Origin of the sequence: Paenarthrobacter sp. AB444 (assembly GCF_028736865.1) — a bacterium.
In the GTDB taxonomy this organism is placed as follows: Bacteria; Actinomycetota; Actinomycetes; order Actinomycetales; family Micrococcaceae; genus Arthrobacter; species Arthrobacter nicotinovorans_B.
In genome coordinates, this window is record NZ_JAQZBY010000008.1 from 126105 (window position 1) to 151634 (window position 25530).

Annotated in this window: 22 protein-coding genes; 11 read left to right on the top strand and 11 right to left on the bottom strand. The window is 63.0% G+C overall.

What is annotated here, in order from left to right; translation table 11 throughout:
- Positions 1-4 precede the first annotated feature (4 nt).
- Positions 5-523: a metallopeptidase family protein gene (locus PQ627_RS11740; protein ID WP_144661924.1), complete on the bottom strand. Its 519-nt coding sequence runs from the start codon at positions 521-523 to the stop codon at positions 5-7.
- A 142-nt stretch (positions 524-665) separates the two neighbouring features.
- On the opposite strand from PQ627_RS11740, the gene PQ627_RS11745 reads away from it, so the two are divergent.
- The 5 genes from PQ627_RS11745 (at position 666) to PQ627_RS11765 (ending at position 5351) form a co-directional block, all read left to right on the top strand.
- Positions 666-1043 (top strand): DUF3499 domain-containing protein, encoded by a 378-nt coding sequence (locus PQ627_RS11745; protein WP_186313630.1) that lies wholly within the window; start codon positions 666-668, stop codon positions 1041-1043.
- 173 nt (positions 1044-1216) lie between these two features.
- Positions 1217-1435: a Trm112 family protein gene (locus PQ627_RS11750; RefSeq protein WP_144661926.1), complete on the top strand. Its 219-nt coding sequence runs from the start codon at positions 1217-1219 to the stop codon at positions 1433-1435.
- A 70-nt stretch (positions 1436-1505) separates the two neighbouring features.
- Positions 1506-2984 carry an adenosylhomocysteinase gene (gene ahcY / locus PQ627_RS11755; RefSeq protein WP_274261166.1) on the top strand — a complete coding sequence of 493 codons (1479 nt, stop codon included), beginning with the start codon at positions 1506-1508 and terminating at the stop codon, positions 2982-2984.
- A 105-nt stretch (positions 2985-3089) separates the two neighbouring features.
- Positions 3090-4322, top strand: coding sequence for a L,D-transpeptidase (locus PQ627_RS11760; protein WP_400420889.1), 1233 nt, complete (start codon positions 3090-3092; stop codon positions 4320-4322).
- Positions 4323-4526: 204 nt separating this feature from the next.
- A complete protein-coding gene (locus PQ627_RS11765; protein WP_274261170.1) occupies positions 4527-5351 on the top strand; it encodes a pentapeptide repeat-containing protein in 825 nt (274 codons plus the stop codon).
- Between the two features lie 30 nt (positions 5352-5381).
- On the opposite strand, the gene PQ627_RS11770 is transcribed toward PQ627_RS11765, so the two are convergent.
- Positions 5382-6188 carry an RDD family protein gene (locus PQ627_RS11770; RefSeq protein WP_274261173.1) on the bottom strand — a complete coding sequence of 269 codons (807 nt, stop codon included), beginning with the start codon at positions 6186-6188 and terminating at the stop codon, positions 5382-5384.
- A 138-nt stretch (positions 6189-6326) separates the two neighbouring features.
- On the opposite strand from PQ627_RS11770, the gene PQ627_RS11775 reads away from it, so the two are divergent.
- Entirely contained in the window at positions 6327-7322 is a 996-nt protein-coding gene (locus PQ627_RS11775; protein ID WP_274261175.1) for a stage II sporulation protein M, read from the top strand.
- A gap of 137 nt (positions 7323-7459) precedes the next feature.
- Positions 7460-8581 (top strand): TIGR01906 family membrane protein, encoded by a 1122-nt coding sequence (locus PQ627_RS11780; RefSeq protein ID WP_274261178.1) that lies wholly within the window; start codon positions 7460-7462, stop codon positions 8579-8581.
- Between the two features lie 59 nt (positions 8582-8640).
- Here the strand turns inward: PQ627_RS11780 and PQ627_RS11785 are convergent, their stop codons facing one another.
- The 6 genes from PQ627_RS11785 to PQ627_RS11810 form a co-directional block, all read right to left on the bottom strand.
- Positions 8641-9555, bottom strand: a complete 915-nt coding sequence (locus tag PQ627_RS11785) for a sporulation-delaying protein SdpB family protein (RefSeq protein ID WP_274261180.1) — start codon at positions 9553-9555, stop codon at positions 8641-8643.
- Positions 9556-9565: 10 nt separating this feature from the next.
- Positions 9566-10069: an SdpA family antimicrobial peptide system protein gene (locus PQ627_RS11790; protein ID WP_274261286.1), complete on the bottom strand. Its 504-nt coding sequence runs from the start codon at positions 10067-10069 to the stop codon at positions 9566-9568.
- Positions 10070-10200: 131 nt separating this feature from the next.
- Positions 10201-10902: a hypothetical protein gene (locus PQ627_RS11795; protein WP_274261182.1), complete on the bottom strand. Its 702-nt coding sequence runs from the start codon at positions 10900-10902 to the stop codon at positions 10201-10203.
- Entirely contained in the window at positions 10899-11369 is a 471-nt protein-coding gene (locus tag PQ627_RS11800; RefSeq protein ID WP_274261184.1) for a hypothetical protein, read from the bottom strand. The genes PQ627_RS11795 and PQ627_RS11800 overlap by 4 nt, the downstream gene beginning before the upstream one ends.
- A gap of 152 nt (positions 11370-11521) precedes the next feature.
- A complete protein-coding gene (locus PQ627_RS11805) occupies positions 11522-13354 on the bottom strand; it encodes an AMP-dependent synthetase/ligase (RefSeq protein ID WP_274261185.1) in 1833 nt (610 codons plus the stop codon).
- 10 nt (positions 13355-13364) lie between these two features.
- Positions 13365-15056 carry a dolichyl-phosphate-mannose--protein mannosyltransferase gene (locus tag PQ627_RS11810; protein WP_400420986.1) on the bottom strand — a complete coding sequence of 564 codons (1692 nt, stop codon included), beginning with the start codon at positions 15054-15056 and terminating at the stop codon, positions 13365-13367.
- Between the two features lie 226 nt (positions 15057-15282).
- On the opposite strand from PQ627_RS11810, the gene rsmI reads away from it, so the two are divergent.
- On the top strand, positions 15283-16173 hold the full coding sequence (rsmI, locus tag PQ627_RS11815; RefSeq protein WP_400420984.1) for a 16S rRNA (cytidine(1402)-2'-O)-methyltransferase: 891 nt from the start codon (positions 15283-15285) through the stop codon (positions 16171-16173).
- 159 nt (positions 16174-16332) lie between these two features.
- A complete protein-coding gene (locus PQ627_RS11820) occupies positions 16333-17814 on the top strand; it encodes an NAD-dependent succinate-semialdehyde dehydrogenase (protein ID WP_144661936.1) in 1482 nt (493 codons plus the stop codon).
- 152 nt (positions 17815-17966) lie between these two features.
- Here the strand turns inward: PQ627_RS11820 and PQ627_RS11825 are convergent, their stop codons facing one another.
- The 3 genes from PQ627_RS11825 to PQ627_RS11835 are packed head-to-tail and all read right to left on the bottom strand — an operon-like array spanning position 17967 to position 23016.
- A complete protein-coding gene (locus PQ627_RS11825) occupies positions 17967-20468 on the bottom strand; it encodes a transglutaminase TgpA family protein (RefSeq protein WP_274261192.1) in 2502 nt (833 codons plus the stop codon).
- Positions 20465-21916: a DUF58 domain-containing protein gene (locus PQ627_RS11830; RefSeq protein WP_274261194.1), complete on the bottom strand. Its 1452-nt coding sequence runs from the start codon at positions 21914-21916 to the stop codon at positions 20465-20467. Before PQ627_RS11830 ends, PQ627_RS11825 begins: the two co-directional genes overlap by 4 nt.
- Before the next feature lie 11 nt (positions 21917-21927).
- Positions 21928-23016 carry an AAA family ATPase gene (locus PQ627_RS11835; protein ID WP_274261287.1) on the bottom strand — a complete coding sequence of 363 codons (1089 nt, stop codon included), beginning with the start codon at positions 23014-23016 and terminating at the stop codon, positions 21928-21930.
- A gap of 164 nt (positions 23017-23180) precedes the next feature.
- On the opposite strand from PQ627_RS11835, the gene PQ627_RS11840 reads away from it, so the two are divergent.
- Both PQ627_RS11840 and PQ627_RS11845 read left to right on the top strand, forming a co-directional pair.
- On the top strand, positions 23181-24077 hold the full coding sequence (locus PQ627_RS11840) for a TatD family hydrolase (RefSeq protein ID WP_274261196.1): 897 nt from the start codon (positions 23181-23183) through the stop codon (positions 24075-24077).
- Positions 24078-24368: 291 nt separating this feature from the next.
- On the top strand, positions 24369-25523 hold the full coding sequence (locus PQ627_RS11845; protein ID WP_274261198.1) for a resuscitation-promoting factor: 1155 nt from the start codon (positions 24369-24371) through the stop codon (positions 25521-25523).
- Positions 25524-25530: the final 7 nt, after the last annotated feature.

Consider the following 25530-nt stretch of genomic DNA (forward strand, 5'->3'; position numbering starts at 1 on the left):
GCGGTTACTGGTAGCGGCGGCGGTACACGGGGTCCAGGGTTTCCGGGGGTACCCCCAGCATCTCTGCCGTGTACTCCACCACAACGTCATGGACCAGGTCCTGCAGCTCGTCGCGGGTGGTGGTGCCCTGCTCCACCACCCGGCGGAAGACTGTGATCATGGGCGGTTCGCCGCGACCGCCGGGAGTGTAGGCACCCATGGGCGCCGGGTTGCCCGAGGCCACCAGTTGTTCCAGGTTCGGCGGGATCTCGTCCACCGCGAAGAGGACGCCGTCCAGTTGTTTGCCCCACATGTCCTGGAGGCGTTCGGCGGAGTCAAGCACCATGTCGTCGAACCGCTCCGAGCGGGTGCGGAAACCTGGGAGGTTGGGAAGCATCAGCTCGCCCCTCAGCCCCCTGCCGTGGCGGTTGCGACGGCGCTGCCGGAATCCCCGCCCGCTTGATCCGGCGTGTTCCTGTGTCTGATCGCCATCGGCGTCAGTCCACCGGACGGTAAATCCGGGAACATGTGGCTGTGACTGCATATATCGACTTTAGTCCCGGGTAACGGCCAGCGCGACATCATTGTCCACACCGCGCCGAAGTCGCCGGAACCACGCCGTGCATTGGCAGCCACGGGGCCTCAATGCGCACCACACGTACCAAGTGGCGCTAATCTGGGATGTTGTGGGTGCTATTCGTCAGTGTTCAAGATCAGCCTGCCGCCAATCTGCGGTGGCCACTTTGACGTACGTGTACGCAGACTCAACGGCTGTCCTGGGTCCGCTTGCCACCTATGCGGAGCCGCATGCGTATGACCTCTGCACACAGCACGCCGACAGCCTCACGGTTCCGCGCGGCTGGGAAGTGCTGCGATTGGCGATGCCTGCGACACCCCCGCAGCCTGGCCCGGATGATCTCCTGGCGCTGGCGAACGCAGTCCGCGAGGCAGCGTCCGCCGCCCCGGAAACACCTGCACGGCAGAGCCATCCGCACATTGAAGCACCGGCCAGCGCCGAAGGTACACGCAGGGGCCATCTCCGCATTCTCCGCGAACCGTCCTAAGGTTCCAGCGCCGTAAGTTCCACCGCCGTTTGAGCGGACGACGGCGGCCTGTACCGCCGTCGTGACCCAAACCGTCGCCGTAAACCAAAGCCTGCGCTCCCGCGCGGTAGTCTGGAAGCTGCAGATAAATCCGCCAGCGGCGCCAGGCCGGCGCCACCCAGGGAGCATCATTCATGCCAAAGGTCAGTCCTGAACTGTTGTCCATCCTGCGCTGCCCCGTGACGGGTTCACCGTTGGTCCAGGAGGGCGAGGAGCTGGTGTCGACAGCTGAAGCCGCGGACGGCACCAAGCCCCGCTACTCCATCGAGGACGGCATTCCGCTGCTGCTGCCTCCGGAGCTTCTGGCTGCGGCCAATGCGGCCGGCTCGAGCCAGCACGACTCCAAGGCCTAGCAGCCCGTTTTCCTACCGGGCTCGGATTCACAACGCACGTTTAACACCCGCACGGCACCTAAGGACTTCCATGACTTTCGACTACAAAGTGGCTGACATTTCGCTCGCTGAGGCAGGCCGCCACCAGATCCGGCTTGCTGAGCACGAGATGCCCGGCCTGATGTCGCTTCGCGCCGAGTTCGGCGCTTCCCAGCCGCTCAAGGGCGCGCGGATCGCCGGCTCGCTGCACATGACGGTCCAGACCGCCGTGCTCATCGAGACGCTCACGGCGCTTGGCGCGGAAGTCCGTTGGGCCTCCTGCAACATCTTCTCCACCCAGGACGAAGCCGCTGCCGCGATTGTGGTCGGCAAGGGAACTCCGGAGGACCCCCAGGGTGTTCCGGTCTTCGCCTGGAAGGGTGAAACTCTGGAAGAGTACTGGTGGACTGCCGAGCAGATCCTCACCTGGCCGGGTGCCGACACCAACCCCGAGCTGGGTCCCAACATGATTCTCGACGACGGCGGCGACGCCACGCTGCTGCTGCACAAGGGCGTGGAGTTCGAGGCAGCGGGCGCTGTCCCGGCGGCAACGGAAGAGGACCCCGAGGAATATGCGATCATCCTCGACCTCCTGCGCCGCACGCTGGCTGAGGACCCGCAGAAGTGGACCCGTATCGCAGGCCTCATCCAGGGCGTCACCGAAGAAACCACCACGGGTGTCCACCGTTTGTACCAGTTGGCTGAGCAGGGCAAGCTCCTCTTCCCGGCCATCAACGTCAACGACTCCGTCACCAAGAGCAAGTTCGACAACAAGTACGGCATCCGCCACTCGCTTCCGGATGGCATCAACAGGGCCACCGATGTCCTCATGGGCGGCAAGGTCGCCGTCGTCTGTGGCTACGGCGACGTCGGCAAGGGCGCGGCCGAAGCGCTGCGCGGCCAAGGTTCGCGCGTCATCGTTACCGAGATCGACCCCATCTGTGCGCTTCAGGCGGCCATGGACGGCTACCAGGTGGCCAAGTTGGAGACGGTGCTGGCACAAGGCGACATCTTCATCACCACCACCGGCAACAAGGACGTCATCCTTGCCGAACACATGCTCGGCATGAAGAACAAGGCGATCGTGGGTAATATCGGCCACTTCGACAACGAGATCGACATTGCCGGCCTGGCCAAGGTCGAAGGCGTCAAGAAGGTCCAGATCAAGCCGCAGGTGCACGAGTGGGTCTTCGACTCCGGCACGGACGCGGAGCGCTCCATCATCGTGCTCTCCGAGGGCCGTCTGCTGAACTTGGGGAACGCCACCGGCCACCCCTCATTCGTGATGAGCAACTCGTTCGCCAACCAGACGATCGCCCAGATCGAGCTGTGGACCAAGAAGGACCAGCCGGAGGGTGAACGCGAGTACCAGAAGCAGGTTTACGTTCTTCCGAAGATCCTGGACGAGAAGGTGGCACGCCTGCACCTGGATGCCCTCGGCGTGGAATTGACGGAACTGAGCAAGGAACAGGCCGAGTACCTGGACCTTGACGTAGCGGGCCCCTACAAGCCGGAGCACTACCGCTACTAAGGGCTCTCCGTAATCCACAATCGATGGAGAAAGGCCGGCACGCGATCAGCGTGGCCGGCCTTTCGACTAGAATTGGGTATTCAGTATGGCTTGCCGGGGGACAGGATGACGGGAAACATGACGGAAGTCGCCAAACGGAAAACGGGCAAGGTCCTTGCCATCATTGGGATCTGCGCGGCCATTGCCGTGGGCGGAATCGGCGTGGCCACCGTGCCTGGACTGCTGCCCGGATCCTCGCAGGACACCGGCACCGCCCCGTCTCCCACCCCGACCGTGGAGGCCAAACCCGTCGAGGTAGGCATCACCCCGTTGGACGGCGCGGTGGAGTGGAACCCAGTGGTAGGTCCCCAGATCAAGGCAGTCAACGGCAAGGTCAAGAATGTCGTGTTGACTCCAGCTGATGGCGGGACTCCGGTGGTTGGCAAGATCAGCCCCGATGGCACCACCTGGACCACCCAGGAAGTCCTGAAGTTCAAGACCAAGTACAACTATTCCTATACGGTGGTGGACACCGCGGGGAAGGAAACCACCAAGTCCCAGAGCTTCACCACGGTGTCGGCCGCTTATGAGGCAGATGCATCCATCTACCCGCGAAACGGCACCACCGCCGGTTCCGGCCAGCCGATCGAAATCAACTTCAGCGAGCCCATCCTGGACAAAGCGGCCATGGAAAAGCGGGTGGCCATCACAGTCTCTTCCGGCCAGCCTGTCGCGTGGCATTGGTACTCGGACAAGAAGGTGCGCATCCGGCCTGAGGCATTCTGGGCTTCCGGAACCACTGTCACCGTTGACATGAAGCTTCTGGGTGTCGACTTCGGCAACAACATGATCGGCAATGGGGATGTGGTGTCCACCTTCACCACCGGACCGCAGCGGATAGCAGTGGTCGATGACACCACCAAGACCATGAACGTCTACTCCGACGGGCAACTGGTCCACACAGCCCCTGTGTCCCTCGGCGGCGAGGACTGGTTGTCGCCCACGGGCTACGCGGTCATCCTCGAACAGGAACGCAAATCCAATTTCAACGCCGGCAGCATCGGCCTCAAGCCCGGAGACAAGGGCTACTACCCACCGATGGTAGTGGACTATGCCAACCGGCTGACGTGGTCCGGAGTTTACGTCCACCAAGCACTTGAGGCTGCGTGGGGCGCCATTGGCAGGGTGAACGTCTCGCACGGTTGTGTGGGTCTGCTGCCGGATGACGCCGCATGGTTCTTCAACAACATGAAAACCGGCGACGTCGTGCAAATCCTGAACACGGGGGCACCGGCCGTTGAACCATTGGAAGGTTTCGGTGACTGGAACATTCCTTGGGCGAGCTACGCCCAGCGGTAATCCAGCTGTTAGGATCGGCGCAGTGATTATTTCTTGCGCTCTTTGACCCGGACTTCTCCTTGACCCGGATTTTCTGTGCCGACCATCTGTTGGCCTCCGGTTTTGTGCTGCCCTCCATCGTGATGACAGGTGTCCCTGAGGGGAACCCGCTGACGGGTTCCCCAGCTCCTTCCACCGGACCCACTTCATCACCTGGAGCACCATATGACCACCCAACCAACCCTTCGCCCGGACTGCGGCAATTGCTTTGCGCTGTGCTGCACTGCCTTGGGATTCGCCCGCTCTGCGGATTTCGCCATCGACAAGCCTGCCGCTTCGCCGTGCCCAAACCTGGATGCGGACTTTTCCTGCACCATCCATCAACGGCTGCGGCCCCGTGGGTTCACAGGCTGCACAGTTTTTGATTGTTTCGGTGCGGGCCAACTGGTCTCCCAGCACACCTTCGGTGGGACCAGTTGGCGGGAACGCCCCGCTTCCGCACCCGGGATGTTCGCCGTGTTCAAAATCGTCAGGCAGCTCCACGAGATGCTTTGGTACCTGGACGAAGCCCGGCAGCGGACCTTCGATCCCGAGCTCGCCACGGCGGCAGCCAGCCTTGCCCAGCACGTGGCGGACACCGCCCGTGGTGACGCCACTACGGTCCTGGAGGCCGACGTCGAAAGCCTCCATGGACGGGTGCGGAACCTCCTCATGGAGGTCAGCGGGGAAGTCCGTGCTTCCTACGGCGCGGACGAACGGCACTTGCCCGACGGCGGCCTGCAGCCAGGTGCCGACCTGATCGGCGCCCAACTGGCGAACCTCAGACTCTGCGGCGCGGACCTTCGCGGTTCCTACCTGATAGGGGCCAAACTGACCGGCAGTGACCTGACGGCAGTGGACTTGCTGGGGGCGGATCTTCGCGGGGCAGACTTGTCGGGCGCGGACCTTTCCTCAGCGCTCTACGTGACTCAACCGCAGATCAACGCAGCCGAGGGCAACTCCGGGACACTTCTGCCTCCGCGGCTCCGCAGGCCTGACCACTGGGGATGAGTCCGTGCCGGTCGCCCGGCCCGGGCCGAACTAAGGTTCATGGCTGAACGGGAGCTTGCGCAACCGTGTGCCGAGCACGGCGTTCCTCTGCTCGGCCTGACGCAGGCGCGCAAGTTCCCGGTTGCGACGCTCCCCGAGGACTGCACCTATGTAGTCCTCGGGGATGGTCCCCGGCGGGGGAGGCGGTGCGACGTACCGGGCCAGCTCCGTGGCCAGGGATGTTGCCATGGACAGCCGTGATGCCGGTGCCATGAGGTACGCCTGCTGGACAAACGTACCGGCCCGGCGTGCGGTGGCGTCCGGTACGCGGCCGATGTCCGCCACGCTCACCCACCCTTGAAGGTAAGGCGGTGCAACAGGCATGATCCTGGGTTTTGACGGCACCCGCAGGCGGAGTGAATATGTTCCGGCAACGATGTCGCCCAGCCGTTTGGACTTCTCGTTGAACAGTGCCACCCCGATGGCCAAGCCACCGAAGGTCATGTAGATCTCCAGGAAGCCAAGCAGTCCACGGATCAGGGCGTGCCGGAAACGGATGGATCCGCCGTCGTCGCGCACGATCCTCAGACCCATGGCGAGCTTCCCCAACGAGCGCCCGCGGGTGAGGGTTTCCACGGTGACGGGCACCACCACGGCCGAGAAGACGATGCTGCACAGTACCAGTGCTTGGATCGCCGAGTCGTCAAGGTCAGAAGACGCCGACAGGACGAGGATGATCAGCAGGATTGCCAGAATGACCTGGGAAATGACGTCGAGAACGAGGCCCAGTCCCCGGGCCGCAAAAGACGCTGAGCGCAGCTCCAGGACCACTGCCTCGCCTGTGATGATCGAACTCAACCCAGCCCCCACGCTTTCCGTACATGCGGTGCCCAGCGGCGCCTGCACAACGAGTCTAGCGGCGTGCAAGGGGAATGACGCCGGTTTCCGGTGTACAGGTCGGTCCCAGGGGTGCGCTTCAGGCGTTAGGGTGGTGCCGTGGACATCGATGCCTTCTCGGCCGTACATGGGGATAAATGGTCGCGGCTTCATTTCCTGGCGCATAAGCGCCGGTTGACGGGGGAGGAAGCGGACGAGCTGCTGCGCCTCTACCAAACGGTTTCGGGCCACCTGTCCCTGATCCGTTCGGTGGCTCCTGAAACCAGCCTGTCGTCGTCGCTGTCGGCAGCCCTGGCGCAGGCCCGCACGAGATTTACCGGCGCGCGCTCGAACTTCATGGAGGACCTGGCCCGCTTCTTCGTTATCTCACTGCCGGCCGCGTTCTACCGGATCCGCTGGCTGACCTTGTGGTGCGGGCTGGCGTTCACTGTGGTCGGCGTCGCGTACGCTTTCTGGATCGGTACCTCGCCGGATGCGCTGAGGGCGGCCTTCGGCAGCGACGAAAGAGTTCGCAGGTACGTCGAGGAAGACTTTATCGACTACTACTCCGAGAACCCGGCGGCATCGTTCGCCGGGGCAGTGTGGACCAACAACGCGTGGATTTCAGCCCAGGCCGTAGCGTTCGGCATCACCGGGTTCTGGGTGCCTTACATTCTTTTCATGAACGCCCAGGCAGTGGGGATCGCCGGGGGAGTCTTCATCGCATCAGGAAAAACCGATGTGTTCTTCAGCTACATCCTCCCGCACGGGTTGATGGAACTCACGGCTGTGTTCATCGCCTGCGCTGCGGGGCTCAGAATATTCTGGGCCATGGTCCGCCCCGGCCCCAGGACGCGGATGCAGGCAGTCGCCGATGAGGGACGGTCGTTGATCACGATCGCCCTGGGCTTGGTGCTGGTCCTGCTGGTGTCGGGCATTGTTGAAGGTTTCGTGACGCCCAGCCAACTCCCGGTCTGGGCGAAGATCACCATCGGAGCCATTGTCCTGGCCGGATACTGGACCTACACGTTGATTCTCGGGCGCCGGGCCGTACATGCCGGGGAGACCGGTGACTTGGAAGCCAATGACGGCGGTTACAGAAGCATCGCCGCATAGACCTTACAGTTACGTTTCAATCTGGCGTTAGGCGGCTTGGTTCCTCGTGTCGCCGCGAACCCGGGCGGTAGGCTCGAATGCAGACAAGAGAGCCGGCAGCACGCATTCGCCGGTGGATGCCTACGGAAGTGAACCCTGTGAGCGACAAGAGCCCAAAACCACAAGAACCGGACACGGACGTCCACGAGGACCCCGATGAGCCGGCCTTCGACTGGATGAAGCCAAAGACGTCCAGTGGTGCCTCCCCGGCGGCCGCTGCGACGACGTCTACCGCCGCAGCAGCCGGCGCCGGGCAGCCGGAGAGCCGCGCTGACCGGAAGGCAGCAGAAGCAGCCGAAGCCCCTGCCGAGCCGCCGCTGTTCGCTGACACGCTCGCGGATGCATCGTCGGGCAAGCAGCCCTCGCACTATTCTGAACCGTTGCCGACGTCGGCCCTTCAGGTCCGTCCGCCGGAAGACGAAGTGGCTCGGCGCAATGCTGAACGCGAGCAAGCCGCCAAGGTGAAGCCGGTTGGTCCCCGCGTCTTCCAGGTGCTGTTGGCGGTTTTCTACCCCGTCATCCTGCTGGTGCTGGCCGTGAGGGCAGTGACCAGCCCCCTGTTCCTGTGGGTGGAGTACAACCGTCCGGGTTTCCCCGGCGATGGCTATGGCTTCAACACTGATGACCGCATGACCTACGGCTCGTACGCCGTGGACTACCTCAGCAACTGGGCCGGTCCCCGGTACCTCGGTGGCCTGGTCAACCAGGACGGCGCCAAGCTCTTCAAGGACAGCGAAGTGGCGCATATGGCGGACGTCAAAACGGTGATTCTGTCATCCTTCGGCGCCGGGCTCCTGCTCATCATCCTCAGCATCATTGCCATCATCTACTTGCGGAAACGGAGCAACGGCGGAATCCGTCGCGGGCTGTTCGCCGGCTCCATCGTCACCCTGGTTATCATCATCGGCCTCGCCGTATTGGCGGTACTGAGCTGGCAGCAGTTCTTCACCGAATTCCACCGGATCTTCTTCGCCAACGGGACCTGGACCTTCTCCTTGGAAGACACCCTCATCCGGCTCTTCCCGGGACAGTTCTGGGTCGATGCGGGCATTGTGATCGGTGCGCTCGTGTTCATTGCTGCGACGTTGACCTTCATCTTCACGTGGCCGACCAAGCGGCGTCGTGGCCTGGTGTCCCGCGAGGCAGAACGCGACGCCGAGGACCAGGATGAATCAAGCGATGAGGTCTCCGACCCCGCTGTTGCGGGGGATCGGGGCTGAAGCGAGGCGTACGAACGGACACGAAGCCGAAAGCATTTCGGCTCCGTGTTTGTTTTTGGTTATCGCGATCCTGTCAGTGCTTTCCTGAGCGAGAAGTGGCGAAGGCTGAATCCTGTGGCGTAGACCGGCGACGTTGCTGGGACAGTCAACAATAGTAAGGCAGCCAGCATCGCCACCTGAAAACTCCATATCCCCAGGAACAGTGCGATGCCTGTATGGAGCGAGACGCCGAGAACAAACAAGACAAGTCGGTATTTGACGGGCGTCAGTAACGTCACTGCCAGCAATAACTCGATCAAGAGCGCGCCCCACGACATGGCAAGGGATATCACGGGGTTATCCGTCAGCAGGGCAAAGGCATCTTTGAGCGCCCCGGAGGGACCGAAGAACCCTGACCCAATGTAGTACAAAGCTGAACCCTCGGCCCACTCGGGCTGAAACATCTTTCCGGTCATGGAGTAGAAGTACAAAATTGAGACCTGGACTTTCATGGCAATCAGGAAAGCAGCGGCGATTCCGGCGCGGCTTGACGTGCACAAGGAACCCAACCTTGGCCCAGACCAGTGGCTAAGTCTCGGATCCGTGAGGCAGATCGGTGCCAACAGCAGTGTCAGATTTGATGTGATTTGGTCACCGCCATCGGGGATAGAGATGCCCGTGGCCACGCTGAACGCAACCCATGCGTGCAAAATACCGGTGAGCTGTGGCAGTGGACCGGAAATCACTAGCAACAGGATGATGATGCCCAAAACCTTGGCGAGTCCGAGTTGTTCACGCGGCATGACACAAAACAGGCCCAGGGATTCAACTCCGCGGCACAGCGGATAGCTGCCCACGCCAAGAACTGGGCGGAATAATGCGTCGTTACTTGTAAAAATTAGTGTCAGTAAGGTGCCGAGAGCCAAGATGCTTCGTAGGACTCCGATGAAGGGCGACCAAACCAACGGGAGTGTAATTCGTCTTGCCTTCAACATTGTTGACACCTCATTGGCCTTCGCAGCTCACATGCACCTTGATAAATTTGTCGGCCCTGTCCCGTAGTGGGGTTTGGTGCCTAAATGACCAAGGCACCGGAGTGGTTTGCACGAGCAAGACATCACCACAAACCGTTGGTGACGGCACGGCGTTGGTAACGGCAGTCGATGGTTCGTCACGCAAAAAATCTGTGCATTCCTGCAATGCTGGACTGGAGCAGTCAATCCACTCCTCGAGCCCTGCCTGGCTGGCAATCAAGGCGACCTCTACGCCCTGGGCGCGCCCCTCCCGGCTAAGCCCAAAGAGATTCTCAACCCGCGTAGTTGGAAGTTTGCTGATGGACTCATACGAGCCGTCCGCGTCTTCGCGGTAGGGAGCAATAGACGGATCGCGGGGCGACTTCGAAAAGAAGGCCCACCCCTGCGGCATAGCCGATACCGCATTCGGTTTGACTTGATCGAAGTAGGGCAGTTTCAGAATCGTGGAGGGAATGGATGACAACAAGGAGTACATACCCACAATGAGGAGTACAGCTACTGGGAGCAACAGGTGAATGGCTCTGACTTGTGGCTCCCTTGAGGGTGTCCGGCCAATAGGGGGGACACCCTCAACGGTACGCTCACAGCTCATAATCGCGGCCTAGATCAGTCCTGCTTTAGTGCCGCTGTGAACTGCGAGATACTGTTCTCGCTCTCCAGACGTGTTTCAGTGGTGCCCGCGGAGGGCCAAAAGGCGACTTTGGCGTAGACCACTACAACGGCTGCGGCGGCGACGGCTACGTTGACGCCGACGGCGTAGTTGACCGCCGCTGCGACATCCCAGACTGCTGCCGCCCAAATGAAGACGGGTACGGCTGCCAGAGGATTTGCAGTGTCTGACTTTGCCAGTGCCGAAACCTGCTGTGGCTCAGACTTCAGAAGGTCGCTGATTTCCTTTTGAACCTGCTTGAATTTTGTATCAACCCTCAGGACATCACCGCTAGTCAAGGCCGAGTAGAAGCTAGCGAAGAACCTGGGATTCTTGGCCTCGATGGCAGACACAACAGCATCTGCTGCCTGAGCTTGCCCCTCTCGCGTGGATGCTAGCTGCGCGAATGATTCGTAGGAACTGTCGTTCAACTTATCTTGCACCTCAACCACCTGGGGTCCTACGCCAAAATAGATCGCTTTGAAGAGGCCTTTGCCCGCGGAGGAGGAATCTTTCGCTATCTGTCTAGTGACGGGGTGGCTCTGCTGGGGTGCTGAGGATGCGGCCGTGGTTGAGCCTAGGACCATAGTGGCAGTTAGAACGATGGCTCCAGCCGACATTGCCCACGTTTGTTTCGACAATTGGTTCTCCTTCTTCACTTGTTTTCTTCAGACAAAAGACAAATAAGCTGCTCTGGACGATCCGTGCTTGCGATAACGGTTTTGCCGTTGTTCATCGTGATGCTGACCTCGGGACCGCCGACGAGGTACCCGACCATGCCTGGCCCCATATACCGGAGGCCGTAGCCGTTGATGCCGACGGCGTTGTCGGTGGTGATCGTCGCGATTTCGTCCCGTTGCAGGATGCGCTTGAAGATGTCGCAGAAGGTTATGACAACTTCCCGCTGATCAGCTCTCACCGTCACTGTCATGAAGGCGACAAACGATCCCGTCGGAAGCATGATTAAAGGGACCAACAGGAAGTCGATCCGGCGTTGAGCCAATGCAAGCGCTATGAAGAGCACGCCGAATGCCATGATGGTGAGACCTATGGATCGGGGCAAGAGCGTTGCCCGCACCCGGGAGTAGTAGTGCGCCCGGTTCGGCTCAGCGGCTGGATCTTCCATGTGTTCCCCCTCGAACGTTTGCTTCGTGAAGAAACGCTACGGGTACAACAACGGCACTCAGGGAGCTTTGGATCCAATTAGGTGCTGACTCGGAGAAAAATAGGTGGTGAAAACGACAAACTAGGTGCTCGGAGACCGACGTCTAGGTGGTGCTACTTCGCGTAGAGCTTCTCCACAGTCGAGGAAAAGTCTGCAACCACGGCCGACCGCTTGAGCTTCAGTGACGGCGTCAGGTGCCCGGACTCGACGCTGAGCTCTGCCGTGATGAAGGCGAACTTCCTGATGGACTCAGCCGCCGAGACGAGCTTGTTCGCCTCGTCCACAGCAGACTGCACGGCCGCCCTCACACGCTCGTCGTGGGCTGCTTCTTCAAGGCTGAGGGCACTGTATTTGTTCTCGGTGCACCAATCCGCGAGGCCCTCAGGGTCCAGACTGATCAAGGCCGCCACGAAGGCTCGCCCATCTCCCACGACCACAGCCTGGCCCACCAGGGGGTGTTCGCGCAGCTTCTCTTCCAAAGGAGCGGGGGCCACGTTTTTGCCACCGGCAGTCACCAGGAGATCCTTCTTGCGGCCGGTGATGGTCAGGAAACCGTCAGCGTCCAGCTCACCCAGGTCTCCGGTCCGGAAGAAGCCACCCACAAAGGCATCGTCAGTGGCTTCCTCGTTGCCGTGGTAGCCCTTGAACACCCCGATGCCCTTGACCAACACCTCGCCGTCCTCGGCCACCCGGATGGTGGTTCCCGGCAAGGGGATGCCCACGGTACCGATGCGCGACATGCTGGGCGTGTTCACCGTGCAGGGGGCGGTGGTTTCAGTCAGTCCGTAGCCTTCCAGAACGGGGACACCAGCGCCGTGGAAGAAGTGGTTGTCCCGCAGGCTCAGGGGGCTGGCTCCAGAGACCGTGAAGCCTACGTTGCCACCGAAAATCTCCCTCACCTTGGGATAGAGGAGCTTGTTGAACGCGCTGTGCTTGGTTCGCAGCAGCCAACCCGGGCCCGCGCCTTGCCCGCGCGAGGCGAGGTCAACCGCCGTCGAATATTCGACGGCGGTTGCGGACGCCGCCGCGAAAAGGCCGGCTTTTCCGGACATGGCGGCCTTGTGGCTGGCTCCGGCGTAGACCTTTTCGAAGATCCTTGGGACAGCCAGCAGGAACGTCGGCTTGAAGGATCCGAGGTCTGCCATCAACCCGCTGGCTCCGGCGCTGTGACCCAGGGTGATGCCAGCGGTGAGGCACACTACCTGGACGGCCCTGGCGAGGACGTGTGCCAGTGGGAGGAACATCAAGGTCCTTGCTCCCGGTTGCATCAGGAGCTCCGGCAGGAACGGGATAACGTTCCGGGCCACCAGCACGAAATTTCCGTGGGTGATTTCGCAACCTTTTGGCTTGCCCGTGGTTCCTGAGGTGTAAACGATGGAGGCGACATCGGCCAGCTTTGCTGCGCTGCGCTGACGCTCCAGTTCTGCATCCATGACGCCGATCCCGACGGCGGACACGCTGGTGAGGTTGGGGGCGTCGCCGTCGTGTTCCATCCGGATGATGGCGATGGGGTCCTCGCCGAGGAGCGCGGACTGGTCCACTACGGAATGAACCAGTTGGGCCTTCGCGGCGTCCTCCACAAAGATGCGCCGGGCTCCGGAATCGGCCAGGATCCATTCGATCTGGCCTGCGGACGACGTCTCGTAGATGGGCACTGTGACGCCGCCAGCCATCCAGATTGCGAAGTCCACCAGGGTCCACTCGAAGCTCGAATGCGACAAAACCGCCACGGGGTCACCAGGGTTGAGTCCGCCGGCGATGAGTCCCTTGGCCAACGCGGTGACGTCCGCGAGGAACCGCGCGGCTGAAACGTTGAGCCAGCCGTTGGCTGTGTTGTGCGCGTACAGGACGCCGAACGGATCCTTGGCGCACCGCTCCAGAAGCAGGTCCGTCACATTGCTGTCCTCGTCGGCCTCGACCAGGAGCTCCGTGCTGGCTTCCCTCACTGCTTGCCTCCTAGATCCACGACGGCATCCACATCCTCATTCGCCATTCCTGGTAGCTGATGACTTCCGCCGTCAGCACCGGATAGAAGAAGGCCGTGGCAATGACGGCCAGAACCACGACACCTGCCACCACATACAGCCCGGTGCGTTTACGCCAGGGGGGATCGGTGCTGCGCCCGAGCACCAAGCCCAAAACGTACGTCAGGGCAAGGACCAGGAACGGTTCGAACGAGACCGCGTAGAAGATGAACATGGTGCGTTCGGGGTACATGAACCACGGCAGATATCCGGCGGCGACCCCGGCGAGGATGGCTCCGGCCCGCCAATCGCGGCGTCCCGCCCACCAGAACAGCAAGATGACCAAGGCGATTGTTCCACCCCACCAGACCACGGGATTTCCCACTGGCAGGATCGCCGAGGAGCAGGTTTCCACGAGGCAGCCCGCGGTTCCCTGCTTGGGTGACTGGTAATAGAAGGACGTGGGGCGGCCCATGACGAGCCAGGTCCATGGACTGGATTGATAGGGATGTTCGGCGCTGAGCCCCTGGTGGAACTTGTACGCCTCCAGGTGATAGTGCGCCAGGGAGCGCACGGAATTGGGTAACCAATCCCAGCCCGGCGCCGGGTTGGTGACAGCCCACTGGCGGTAATAGGCGTCCTTCGACAGGAACCAGCCTGTCCAGGTCGCGGTATAGGTGACCACCATGACAGGAATGATGGTGAAGAACGCAGGGATGCCGTCTTTGATGACACCGGCACTGAACCAATTCCTGATACCCGCGATCCGGCGGGCGTTCAGGTCCCAGAGCACGGTCATGACTCCAAAAACCGCCACGAAGGACAACGCAGACCATTTGGTTCCCACGGCGAGCCCGAGGCAGATGCCGGCAACAAGGCGCCACCACCTCATTCCCAACCAGGGGCCGGCCACCAGTTGGCTCGCCAGCGGCCGGTTGCCGGGCGAAGCAGCCGCTTGCGCGGCGAGACGGGAGGCCAGACGACGGCGGCCGTCGTCGCGGTCCATCAGAAGGGCGCCAAAAGCGGCGAAGAGCCAGAACGCGAGAAAGATATCAAGCAGCGACGTCCGTGAAAGGACCAGATGATGCCCGTCAACGGCGAGCAGCAGACCCGCAACGGCCCCAAGAGTGTGGGAGCGGAACAGCTTCAGGGCAATGAGCGAAACCAGGAAGACCGTGAGCGTGCCGGTGAGGGCTGCTCCAAACCGCCAGCCGAAAGGGTTGTCGGCGCCGAAAAGCCACATGCCGAAGGCGATCATCCACTTGCCAACCGGTGGATGGACGACGTACTCGGGGGTGTTCAGCAGGATGTCGGGGTTGCCGGCGTTGAAGGAGTCGTTGGCATTGGCCGGCCAGCTACGCTCATAGCCGCTCACCAGATAGGAGTATGCATCCTTGACGTAGTACGTTTCGTCGAAAACCAGGCTGTGAGGGACGTCAAGCCGGAAGAACCGGAGGATGCCGGCAAGGACCGCGCTGATCGTGGGAATCAGCCAGAACCACAGCCTCAACGATGCCGGGTAATCGCGCCAGCTCTGGATACCGCCGATGAGGCGCTGCTTCAACGCTTCGACGCTGAATGCCTCAGCGGGGCGCTCAATCCAGCGGTGCCCCTCGAGACCTCGACCAGCCCCTGGCTTCTTCTTCCCGTCGCGGACTGTTCCCGGAGGTTGCCAAGCAATCAGTTTCCTTACCGGATCCCGTGAAATTGTCCCGTCAGGGCGGTGGCCCACCACGCCCGGCAGGTCCGGCGTTGCGGGACTCCCGGATGCGGTGTCGGATACGGGTGACTGGTTCACCCGCCCATGCTACCTGTCGATCCTTGGCGCAAAGCTGAACTGCTGTTTCGCCCGGCGTGGGCAGTAGGCTTGGCAGGTGGACGAAGAGCGAAGCACCCCCGTTGAAACCCCGTTGGACAACGAATCCCGTGAACCGGGGAAGCCTGCGGTTCCCAACGGGTTCGCCCCTGGAGTTGGCCGAATCGTCCTTGCCGCCACGCCCATAGGCAACGTCGGCGATGCGTCCTCACGGTTGATTGAGCTCCTGGGAACCTCGGACATCATCGCGGCGGAAGATACCCGCCGCCTGCACCGGCTGGTCCAGTCCCTGGGCGTGGAAGTCTCGGGCCGGGTCATCAGCTACCACGAACACAACGAGGCCACCAAGACCGCTGAGCTGCTGGATCATGTGCGCGCCGGGAAGACCATTCTCATGGTCAGCGACGCCGGTATGCCGGCAGTCTCGGACCCGGGTTTCCGTCTGGTGGAGGGTGCTGTGGAGGCCGGATTGACCGTCACCGCGGTTCCCGGTCCGTCCGCTGTCTTGACCGCGCTCGCCCTGTCAGGCCTGCCGACGGACCGCTTCTGCTTCGAAGGCTTCCTGCCGCGGAAGTCCGGAGACCGGAATTCCCGCCTGGCCGATCTTGCTGATGAACGCCGGACCATGGTCTTCTTCGAGGCTCCGCACCGGCTCGAAGTCATGCTGCGTGCACTGCACGAGCGCTTCGGAGCGGACCGTCGGGTGGCCGTGTGCCGGGAGCTCACCAAGACCTACGAGGAAGTCATCCGGGGCACCCTGCGTGAGCTTCTGGAATGGGCAGAGAACAATGAGGTCCGCGGTGAGATCGCCGTGGTCGTGGCTGGTGCGCCTGAACAGGAGCCCGGCAAACCCGAGGACCACGTTGCCGCAGTGAACGAGCTCGTTTCCCAGGGCATCCGCTTGAAGGAGGCCGTGGCGGCCGTTGCCGAGGACGCACGCGTCAGCAAGCGGGAGCTGTACTCAGCGGTGTTGGCAGCCCGCTGACAAAGCTGTGCAGCTGCACAAAATGGCGTCTGTATGGCAGTGCGTGAAGGCGTAGACACTCCTTCCGGCGGGGCAGTACCGTGGCAGTAATTCAAGCCACTTCCGGCAAGGAACCCCCGTGGTGCAAATCTCCAAAGCACCCAAGACGAAGGAGTCGCCATGACTGTCACGGTTGAACGCGAAAGCGAACTGCTGGCTTCCGTTCCCACCGGCCTGCTGATCAACGGTCAGTGGCGCCCGGCTGGGTCGGGTAAGACCTTTGATGTAGAGGACCCCGCCACGGGCAAGGTCCTGCTCAGCATCTCCGACGCCGGTGCGGAGGACGGCGCCGCCGCCCTCGACGCCGCCGCTGCCGCACAGGCCGACTGGGCCCGCACGGCCCCGCGCGAACGCGGTGAAATCCTGCGCCGCGCCTTCGAGCTTGTTACCGAACGTGCCGAGGACTTCGCCCTCCTCATGACCCTGGAAATGGGCAAGCCGCTGGCCGAAGCCCGCGGTGAAGTGACCTACGGTGCTGAGTTCCTGCGCTGGTTCTCGGAAGAAGCTGTCCGCGTATCCGGCCGCTACTCCGCTGCCCCGGATGGCAAGAACCGCCTGCTCGTCCAGAAGAAGCCGGTTGGCCCCTGCCTGCTGATCACCCCGTGGAACTTCCCGCTGGCCATGGCCACCCGTAAGGTTGCCCCGGCTGTGGCCGCTGGTTGCACCATGGTCCTCAAGCCTGCCAACCTCACCCCGCTGACCAGCCTGCTCTTCGCGCAGGTCATGCAGGAAGCCGGCCTTCCCGCGGGTGTCCTGAACGTCATCCAGACTTCCACGGCCGGCGCGGTTACCGGCCCGTTGATCAAGGACGACCGCCTCCGCAAGATCTCCTTCACCGGCTCCACTCCGGTGGGCCAGGCCCTCATCCGTGAAGCTGCGGACAAGGTCCTGCGCACGTCCATGGAACTGGGCGGCAACGCGCCCTTCGTCGTGTTCGAAGACGCCGACCTGGACAAGGCTGTTGAAGGCGCCCTCGCTGCCAAGATGCGCAACATGGGTGAGGCCTGCACGGCTGCCAACCGCTTCATTGTGCACGAGTCCATTGCTGACGCCTTCGCTGAGAAGTTCGCCGCCAAGATCGGTTCGCTCACCACCGCCCGCGGCACCGAGCCCGAGTCCAAGGTCGGCCCGCTGATCGACGGCAAAGCACGCGACGGCGTCCACGCCCTGGTCAGCGAGGCCGTTGAAGGTGGCGCTGAGGCAGTCACCGGTGGTGCCGCCGTCGACGGTCCCGGTTACTTCTACAAGCCCACCGTGCTGAAGAACGTTGCCGAGGACGCCCGCATCCTCAAGGAGGAGATCTTCGGACCTGTAGCCCCGATCATCACTTTCTCCTCCGAAGATGACGCCGTTCGCCTGGCCAACAACACCGAGTACGGTCTGGTGGCCTACGTCTTCACCAAGGACCTGAACCGCGGCCTGCGCATCAGCGAAAGGATCGAGACCGGCATGTTGGGCCTGAACGCCGGCGTCATCTCCAACGCCGCCGCTCCGTTCGGTGGCGTCAAGCAGTCCGGTCTCGGCCGCGAAGGCGGTTCAGAAGGCATCGAAGAGTACCTCTACACCCAGTACGTAGGTATCGCGGACCCGTACGCCGACTAGGCTGCGAAGGATCCCGTCGGCCGCTCTCGCAACAAGAACGGTTGACACCCAGGGCCCGGCCAGGAACCACAAGTTCCGGCCGGGCCCTGTGCCGTTGGTGCTAGTGTGCCCTTGGCGCTCATGCGCCGTTGGAGCCTCAGCGACGCTGGGCTTTAGCGACGTTGGGGGAGAACCTCGCGCAGGGAGCGCCAGCCACGGACAACCGCCCATGCCAAGCCTTTGCCCAGCCTGCCCACCGCCCTGAACGGCGCACCCAAGGCCCGGCCCCAGCGGCGCATCATCGACGGCGGAAGCCAGTCGGCGCGGAATCGAACCAACCAGCGTGCATTGTTCCGTAACGACTCACGCACGACGGCGATGCGGGGCGACGCAGGCGCGGCCGCCACCGCAAGGCGGCCATAACGAAGCCGCTCGTAGTCCGCGGTGAGGGACGCGACTGCGGTGTGAGCGGCGTCGTCGAGTCCTCCCGACTCTCCCAAGGCCGCACTGGAACGGAGCCTCGCGGAGAAGTGCCGGGGTGTCTCGCTGGGCGTCGAGGATATGCCGTAGTCGGTGGCAAGGTCCTGCAGCTCGGCCCACGCCAAGTCCGGTCCGGGGTCCTTGTACCCTGGCGGCAGTTCACCCGTGTTGTCCCGGGGTTTGCTGTTCAGCCGCCGTCGCCTGAGAACGGTCCTGCTGAGCCTGGGGGAGCCCAGGAAGCCGAGCAGGAGCACCACACCGGCCGTGACGGCACCGATCACAGGGAGGGGGTTGACGTTGCGCGGGCCGGCTGCCGGTGCCCCGGCATCGGGGACGGGGAGCGGGGCCGTAGCCACCGGGGCGGGGGTGGTCAGGGGTTCCTTCTCGTCGGTGTTGGTGCTGAGGTTGCCCGTGACGGAGTTTTCCGCGGCGTATTCGGGGACAACGCCACGGGACGGGGTAGGTTCAAACGGGACCCAGCCGAGGCCTTCGAAGTAGAGTTCCGGCCAGGCGTGTGCGTCCCGGGCATCGACCTCGTACTCGGGGAACGAGCCCTGCCCCACCAATGCAACCGATTCACCGGTCAGGCGCCCGGGCGCGTAGCCGACAGCGATGCGGCTCGGAATGCCTTCGGCCCGTGCCATGACCGCCATGGCTGAGGAGAAGTGCACGCAGTAGCCGCTCTTGACCGCCAGGAAATCGGCCAGGACAGAGAGGCCGTTTCCGTCGTAGCCGTTCTGCACGGGAGCCTGCAAGGAATAGGTGAAGGCGCCCGAACGCAGGTACTTCTGGATGGCCAACGCTTTGGCGTAATTGTTGTTTCCTGCCGGCGCCGTGACCGAATCCGCGGTTTGACGCACGATGTCGGGCAGGTTGGCGGGGATCCTCAGGAAGTCGTCGGAGATGGATCGCGGCGGTGCCGTGGCTTGCGACAGGGCTGCTGCGGTGACCTTCGGCGCGGCTGAGAAGACCACGTAGCGTTGCGCCCGCGTTGTGGTCTCCGTGCTCATGATGCTCAGCGTGTTTGGATCCCAGGTCCACCGTCCGTTGAGGCCATTGACCGATGCCGGGGCGAACGGGGCCGGGAGGTAGGGACTGGTGAACAGGCCGGCATTGACGGAGGTCACGGCATTGACCACCTGGCCTTGGACCGCGTAACCGGTCTCAATCCTGTCCGCCCCCGCACGGCGTTCAGCCACACGGTCATTGGGTGCCCAGGTTTCGCCGTCGAAGTTGTCGATCGTGACGGATCTCAGGTACAGAGGCGTCGTGGCGCTTGTCGCATAGGTGATCCGGCCGGACCCTGTCGGGCTGCGGAGACTGTTGCCCAGGGTGATCATCGGATTGAGCCCGTTGGCGGTGCCCCAGGGACTGAGCCGTGAACCTTGGGGGAACGTGCCCGTTTCGAATCCGGGGATGGCGAGGGGCACAACCATGGTCAGCGCCAGAGCCAGCCCGCCGGTGACCAACGAGCGCCTGAATTGTCCAGGGCCCCGCCCCGTTCCCGACTGCAACCGGGCATCAGGGGCGAACCAGTGGCTGCATCCGAGGATCAGGAGGTAACCCACCGCCGCGCCCAGGAAACCGGCAATCCCCACGCTTTGCGGTTTGATGGTTGCCGGAACCACCATGATCGCCAGGATGCCGATGCCGCTGGCGGCCGGCATCGAAAGCGGAACCGCCAACGCGTCGATGAGGATCACCAGCAGTCCAAGGCAGGCGCACATGACAAAAACTATCCCGGCGTTCGGCGCGACTGGCGCACTCTCGGAGACGACGGTCTCCGCGGCCCGCTTGATATGGCGGCCGACGGCGGTGAACGTTGCCGGAGTCGGGATAAAGCCCGCCAGGCTCTCCTGGCGGCAGAACGTGAAACTGAGAATGGCCGCCAGGGACACAAAGGACCCCAGGGTGGCCAGCAGGGGCTGGGCGCGCAGGGACCTAAGGGCTGCCAGCGTCACGGAGACCACAAGGACCGTGGTGATCAATGGCATGAACCAAGCCCAGCCCCTGAGGACGCCATTGAGCGACAAAGCGGCACCCAGGACTGCCACCGAGATGGAACCGGCCATCATCCACGGGTAGGCCCCGGGGCCGGCACGACGCGGCTTGGGTTGTCCGCCGGGCGGGACTGGGCGGGGGGCTCCACCGGCGGGGCTCGGTGGCGGGCTGCCGCGGTGGGAGGTGGTGGTCATCGCGGCACCGCCGCTCCACGACGGACGTCCATGGCAGCACCGGCAGCGGCGACAATCCCACCTTCGTCAAAGGCGGACCAGGCAGATGCCAGCTGGGACTTGGCTGTCACGGGGGCTACCCTCCATCCGGCGCGTCGCAGGATCTCCAGCGCCTCCTCACTGCCTCGCGACGGGTCGCTGATGACCAGGGCGAAGGCGTTGGCCCCATAGGCCGCCGCAGGAGCCAGCGCCCTGGCCTCAGCCGGAGTCACAGCGCCCAGCAAGGCCAGAAGGGGTCCACGCAAACGGTGGGCCGCAAGCTTGTCCATGAGGCGGTCATCAAAGACTGACTCCGGAGCGTCGGTGAACGCCTGTCCCGTACGGGCCTCACGGTGATCGGCTCCGGGGTTGTCAGTGCGGTGATGTTCGGCCCTGACGTGCCTGGGCCCGCTGAGCTCGATGGCCGCCAGGCCCTCCGCAATGGCCTGCAGGCCGCCCGCGCCGGAGAACTCCTCGGTGTCCGGATCCGGCGCCGAGCGGGAACGAAGGAACGCGGGGGCGCCGAAGGAATCAAGGACCCGCAAGGAATAGTTCCGCTCCGACAGATGCGCCGCAACGGACATCGCGGCGGTCACCATCCACTCAAAGTGAGGGCTAGTGAACAGGTCCGAATCTTCATCATGGGAGCCAAAGACAGACCCCGCACCGGTGGCGAAGGCAGAAAAACGCTGATCCAGGATGAGGGTGGCCTCCGGAGTGGTCACGGACTCTTCCTGGCGAACCATCAGCTGACCATGACGTGCCGTGGCCGCCCAGTGGACCCGGCGCATGGGGTCCCCGTGACGGTATTCACGGGTCATGATGTCGTCGTCGCTGGGGTTGGCGCGGATCCGCGTCGCCGTCACGCCGTCGTTCCCCCTCGCCCCGGCCAAGCCGGTGACCGGAAGTTCGACGGCGGCCGGCGTCACGGTGAGGAGGTCGCCGTCGTCGATCGAATGGCGCCTCAAGGAGAGGCCGAAGGGATCGCTGAACTCGGCCGTGACCGGACCGATCCGGAACTGACCCCGCTTACCCGAGCGAAGATGGTACTCATAGCGGCTGGTGCCGCCCGAGGCGGAGCGGGCCGGGAAACGGAAGGCGGGAGGCTCGCCAAAACGGGGCGGCAGCTGCTCCTCCATGATGACGTGCCCGGTGGAATAGTTCGTCCGCGCAACAGCGAGGCGGACGGTGGTGGTGCTGGAGGTTTCCACAGTGGAGGGATTGAATTCCCGGTACACCTGGAACTTGGGTTTGAGGACACGGACGCCGGCAAGGGCCACCAAGGGGAGCAGGAGCAGCAGGACCGCCAGGGAGAGCAGATCGCGCCGGCCCATGACATAGGCAGAGCCCAGGGAAATCGCGCCCGCAGCCAAAAGGCCCCAGCCCCGGGTAGTGAACAGGTGCTTGGGAAGCCGGTCCATGAATGCCATCGCGGTGCCTCCTAAACGGCGTGGCGGTCCCTGCGCCACGCGCCGGGCGGTTCCTCGGCAACCGGAAGGGATGCCAGGATTCCGCGGAGGACGGTTTGGGGGGTGTCGCCGGAACTGGCCGCCTTCCGATCCAGGATGATCCGGTGGGCGAGCACGGACTCCGCAACATCCACCACATCATCCGGAAGAACAAAGTCCCGGCCATCCAAGGCCGCTGTTGCCTTTGCAGCACGCAACAGTTGCAGCAGCGACCGGGGACTGGCGCCGAGGCGCAGGCGGGCGCTGTCGCGGGTGGCCCTTCCGATGGCCACCGTATATTCCTTGATGGCGGTGGATACATGGACCTGCTGGACCGTAGCGATCATGGCAGCGACATCACCGGCCGTGACCACCGGAGTCACCTTGACCAGGGGAGAGGCGGCCTGATGGGTTTCGAGCATCTCGATTTCAGCGTCCTTGTCGGGATAGCCCATCGAAATCCTGGCCATGAAGCGGTCGCGCTGGGCCTCGGGCAACGGGTAGGTGCCCTCCATCTCGATCGGATTCTGGGTGGCCACCACCATGAACGGCGAGCCCAGCTGGTAGGAATGGCCATCCACGGTGACCTGACGCTCCTCCATGCACTCCAGCAGCGCAGACTGGGTTTTGGCCGAAGCCCGGTTGATCTCATCGCCGATCACGATGTTGGCGAACACGGCTCCCGGACGGAATTCGAACTGCCGCGATGACTGGTTGTAGATCGACACACCTGTGACATCCGAAGGCAGGAGGTCGGGGGTGAACTGGATGCGCGAAACCGTACAGTCCACGGTGCGGGCCAAGGTCTTTGCCAGCAACGTCTTCCCGACGCCCGGCACATCCTCCAGCAGCAAATGGCCCTGCGCCAGCAGGACCGTCAGCGCCAACTTGGCGGCATCGGCTTTTCCGTCAATGACTTTGTTGATTGAATCCAGGATGCGCTCGCTGGCATCGTGGAACCTGTCCTGATCCATGACCTGCGGCCGGTGCCCGTTCAGTCCCGCGCCGTCCCGGGGCAGCGGACTGTATGCCCCGCCCTGGAGGGGCGAGGATTCAACGGTGACTTGTCGCTTGGACTCCATGGATTGCCCTTCAGCCTTGGCCGCGGCACCGCCGGTGCTGGCCGCTTGTCCGTTCCAGACTACCCAGAGTTTGGCCGTCCCTGACATAGTGCTTCCGGAATTTATGTGCCAACTGGAATTTATCGGGCACAACAGGGGGACCGTAGTCCGATTAAGGTGGGAGCATGTGCAATTCCCTTGCTCCCGTCCCGTACCGTGCGTCACAGGACGCCGAAGAAAAGCCGGATCCCCGCCGGGAGTACCCGCCTGCCCCGGAGCCCTTGCCGGTGCCGGTGATGGACAACCACACGCACTTGGACTTCCGGCAAGGTCTGCTTGAGGTGTCAGTGCGGGACGCCATGGACTCCGCCGAAGCCGTGGGCGTGCAAGGCGCCGTCCAGGTTGGTTGTGACTTGGAGTCCTCGCGTTTCACCCTCCAGGCCGTCGAGGCGGACCCCCGGCTGCTGGGTGCTGTGGCAATCCACCCCAACGATGCCCCCGTGTACGCGGGGCGGGGTGAATTGGAGTCGGCGCTCGCGGAGATCGAGGACCTCGCATCCCACCCGCGGATCCGCGCCATCGGCGAAACAGGACTGGATTTTTTCCGCACCCACGGGGAAGGCCTGACGCATCAGCGCTACTCGTTCCGGCGCCACATTGACATCGCCAAGCGACTGGGGCTCACCCTGCAAATCCACGACCGCGACGCCCACGACGACGTGGTCCAGGTGCTCCGGGAAGAAGGTGCCCCCGAACGCGTGGTGTTCCATTGCTTCTCCGGCGATGAGGAACTGGCCCGGATCTGCAACGACAACGGTTGGTACATGTCGTTTGCCGGAACCATGACGTTCAAGAATGCCGGAAACCTGCGTTCTGCCCTGGCCATCGCCGAACCGGGCCGGATCCTGGTGGAAACGGACTCGCCGTTCCTCACGCCGCACCCCCACCGGGGACGCCCCAACGCCAGCTACATGGTTCCGTACACCGTTCGGTCCATGGCTGAAGTGACAGAAAATGACTTGGCCGAACTCTGTTCGCGCTTGGCCGAAAATACGCTGGAAGCATACGGTTCCTGGGCGTAAACGGGATTTTTTCTCCCGTGGAGGCAGTCCTCTCATGAATACCCGGTATGCAGAAGTCTTGGCCCGTTTATAACAGATCGGTTACTGTGTTAAACAAGTAGCCGGGGTCGGGGAAGGCCTTCGGACAACCGGGACGGTTGATTCCGTACCCATCAGTTGAATGTTTTTGGCGGCGCAGATGCCGGCAGCAAGAGTGGGACCAGGCAGTTTTGCCTGGCCCCTCGGTTTTGCGGCTGGCATTATTTCTGTGCTTTTCCCCGTGCCCGGATGGTCTGAGAGTTATGGGCAATCGTGATCAAGTTCTTCACAACGGATGGCAAGTTCAGCTTCCTCAAAGTAGGTGCCCAGTTGCTGGTGGTTGCAGCGCTGGTGGTCGGTGTGGTCGCCTTTGTCGGCAACAACAAGACCGTCACCCTCAACGTCGACGGAAAAGTGAGCTCCATCCAGACCTTCGGCGGCACTGTAGATGAAGTAGTCAGGGCAGCCAAGGTCGAGTTGAAGGACGCAGACCGCGTTTCGCCGGCTCTGGACGCACGGGTCGACAACGGTTCCGTGGTGAACATCAACCTCGCCAAGGCCGTCTCCATCGAACTGGACGGTGCGCGCAAGACGGTCAACACCACCGCCTCCAACGTCGAAGGCCTGGTCAGTGAACTGGGCGTGGCAAGTTCCTCGCAGGTTTCCCAGCCGAAGGAAGCTGCACTGGAAGTCACGGGTTCCTTCGTCTCCATCTCGACCCCCAAGACCATCAGCGTGGTAGCCGACGGCAAGAGCACCAGCACCACCACGACGGCGGCCGACGTCGCCAGCGTCCTGAAGGACGCCGGTATCACTGTTGGCGCCAACGACCGCCTCTCGCAGCCCGGTAACGCCCCGGTCATCCAGGACATGGTGATCAAGGTTTCCCGCGTTGACACCAGCAAGACCGCCGAGGCCACTGAAGAAGTACCTTTCGACAGCGTCAAGACTGAAAGCGCCGATCTGTTCAAGGGCGAAGAAAAGGTCACACAGGCAGGCGTCGCGGGTTCCCTGGTCAAGACATTCAAGCTGGTTCTCGTCGACGGCCGCGAAGCATCCCGAACGCTGGTCTCCAGCAACGTAGCCACCCCGCCTGTGGCCGAAAAGATCAGCGTAGGCACCAAGGCCCGTCCCGCCGCCACTCCCGCAGCCGCTGCCGCCCCCGTAGCCAGCGGACCCACCGGTGCCCCGAACGAAGCCATGTGGGACAGGATCGCCCAGTGCGAGTCCGGTGGAAACTGGGCCATCAACACCGGTAACGGCTACTACGGCGGTCTCCAGTTCTCCGGCCCCACCTGGCTTGCCAACGGCGGTGGCGCGTACGCTCCCACGGCCAACCTGGCCACGAAGGCCCAGCAGATCGAAATCGCCAACCGCCTTTACGCCAAGAACGGCCTCAGCGACTGGGGCTGCGCCCACGCAGCGTGATCCCGGA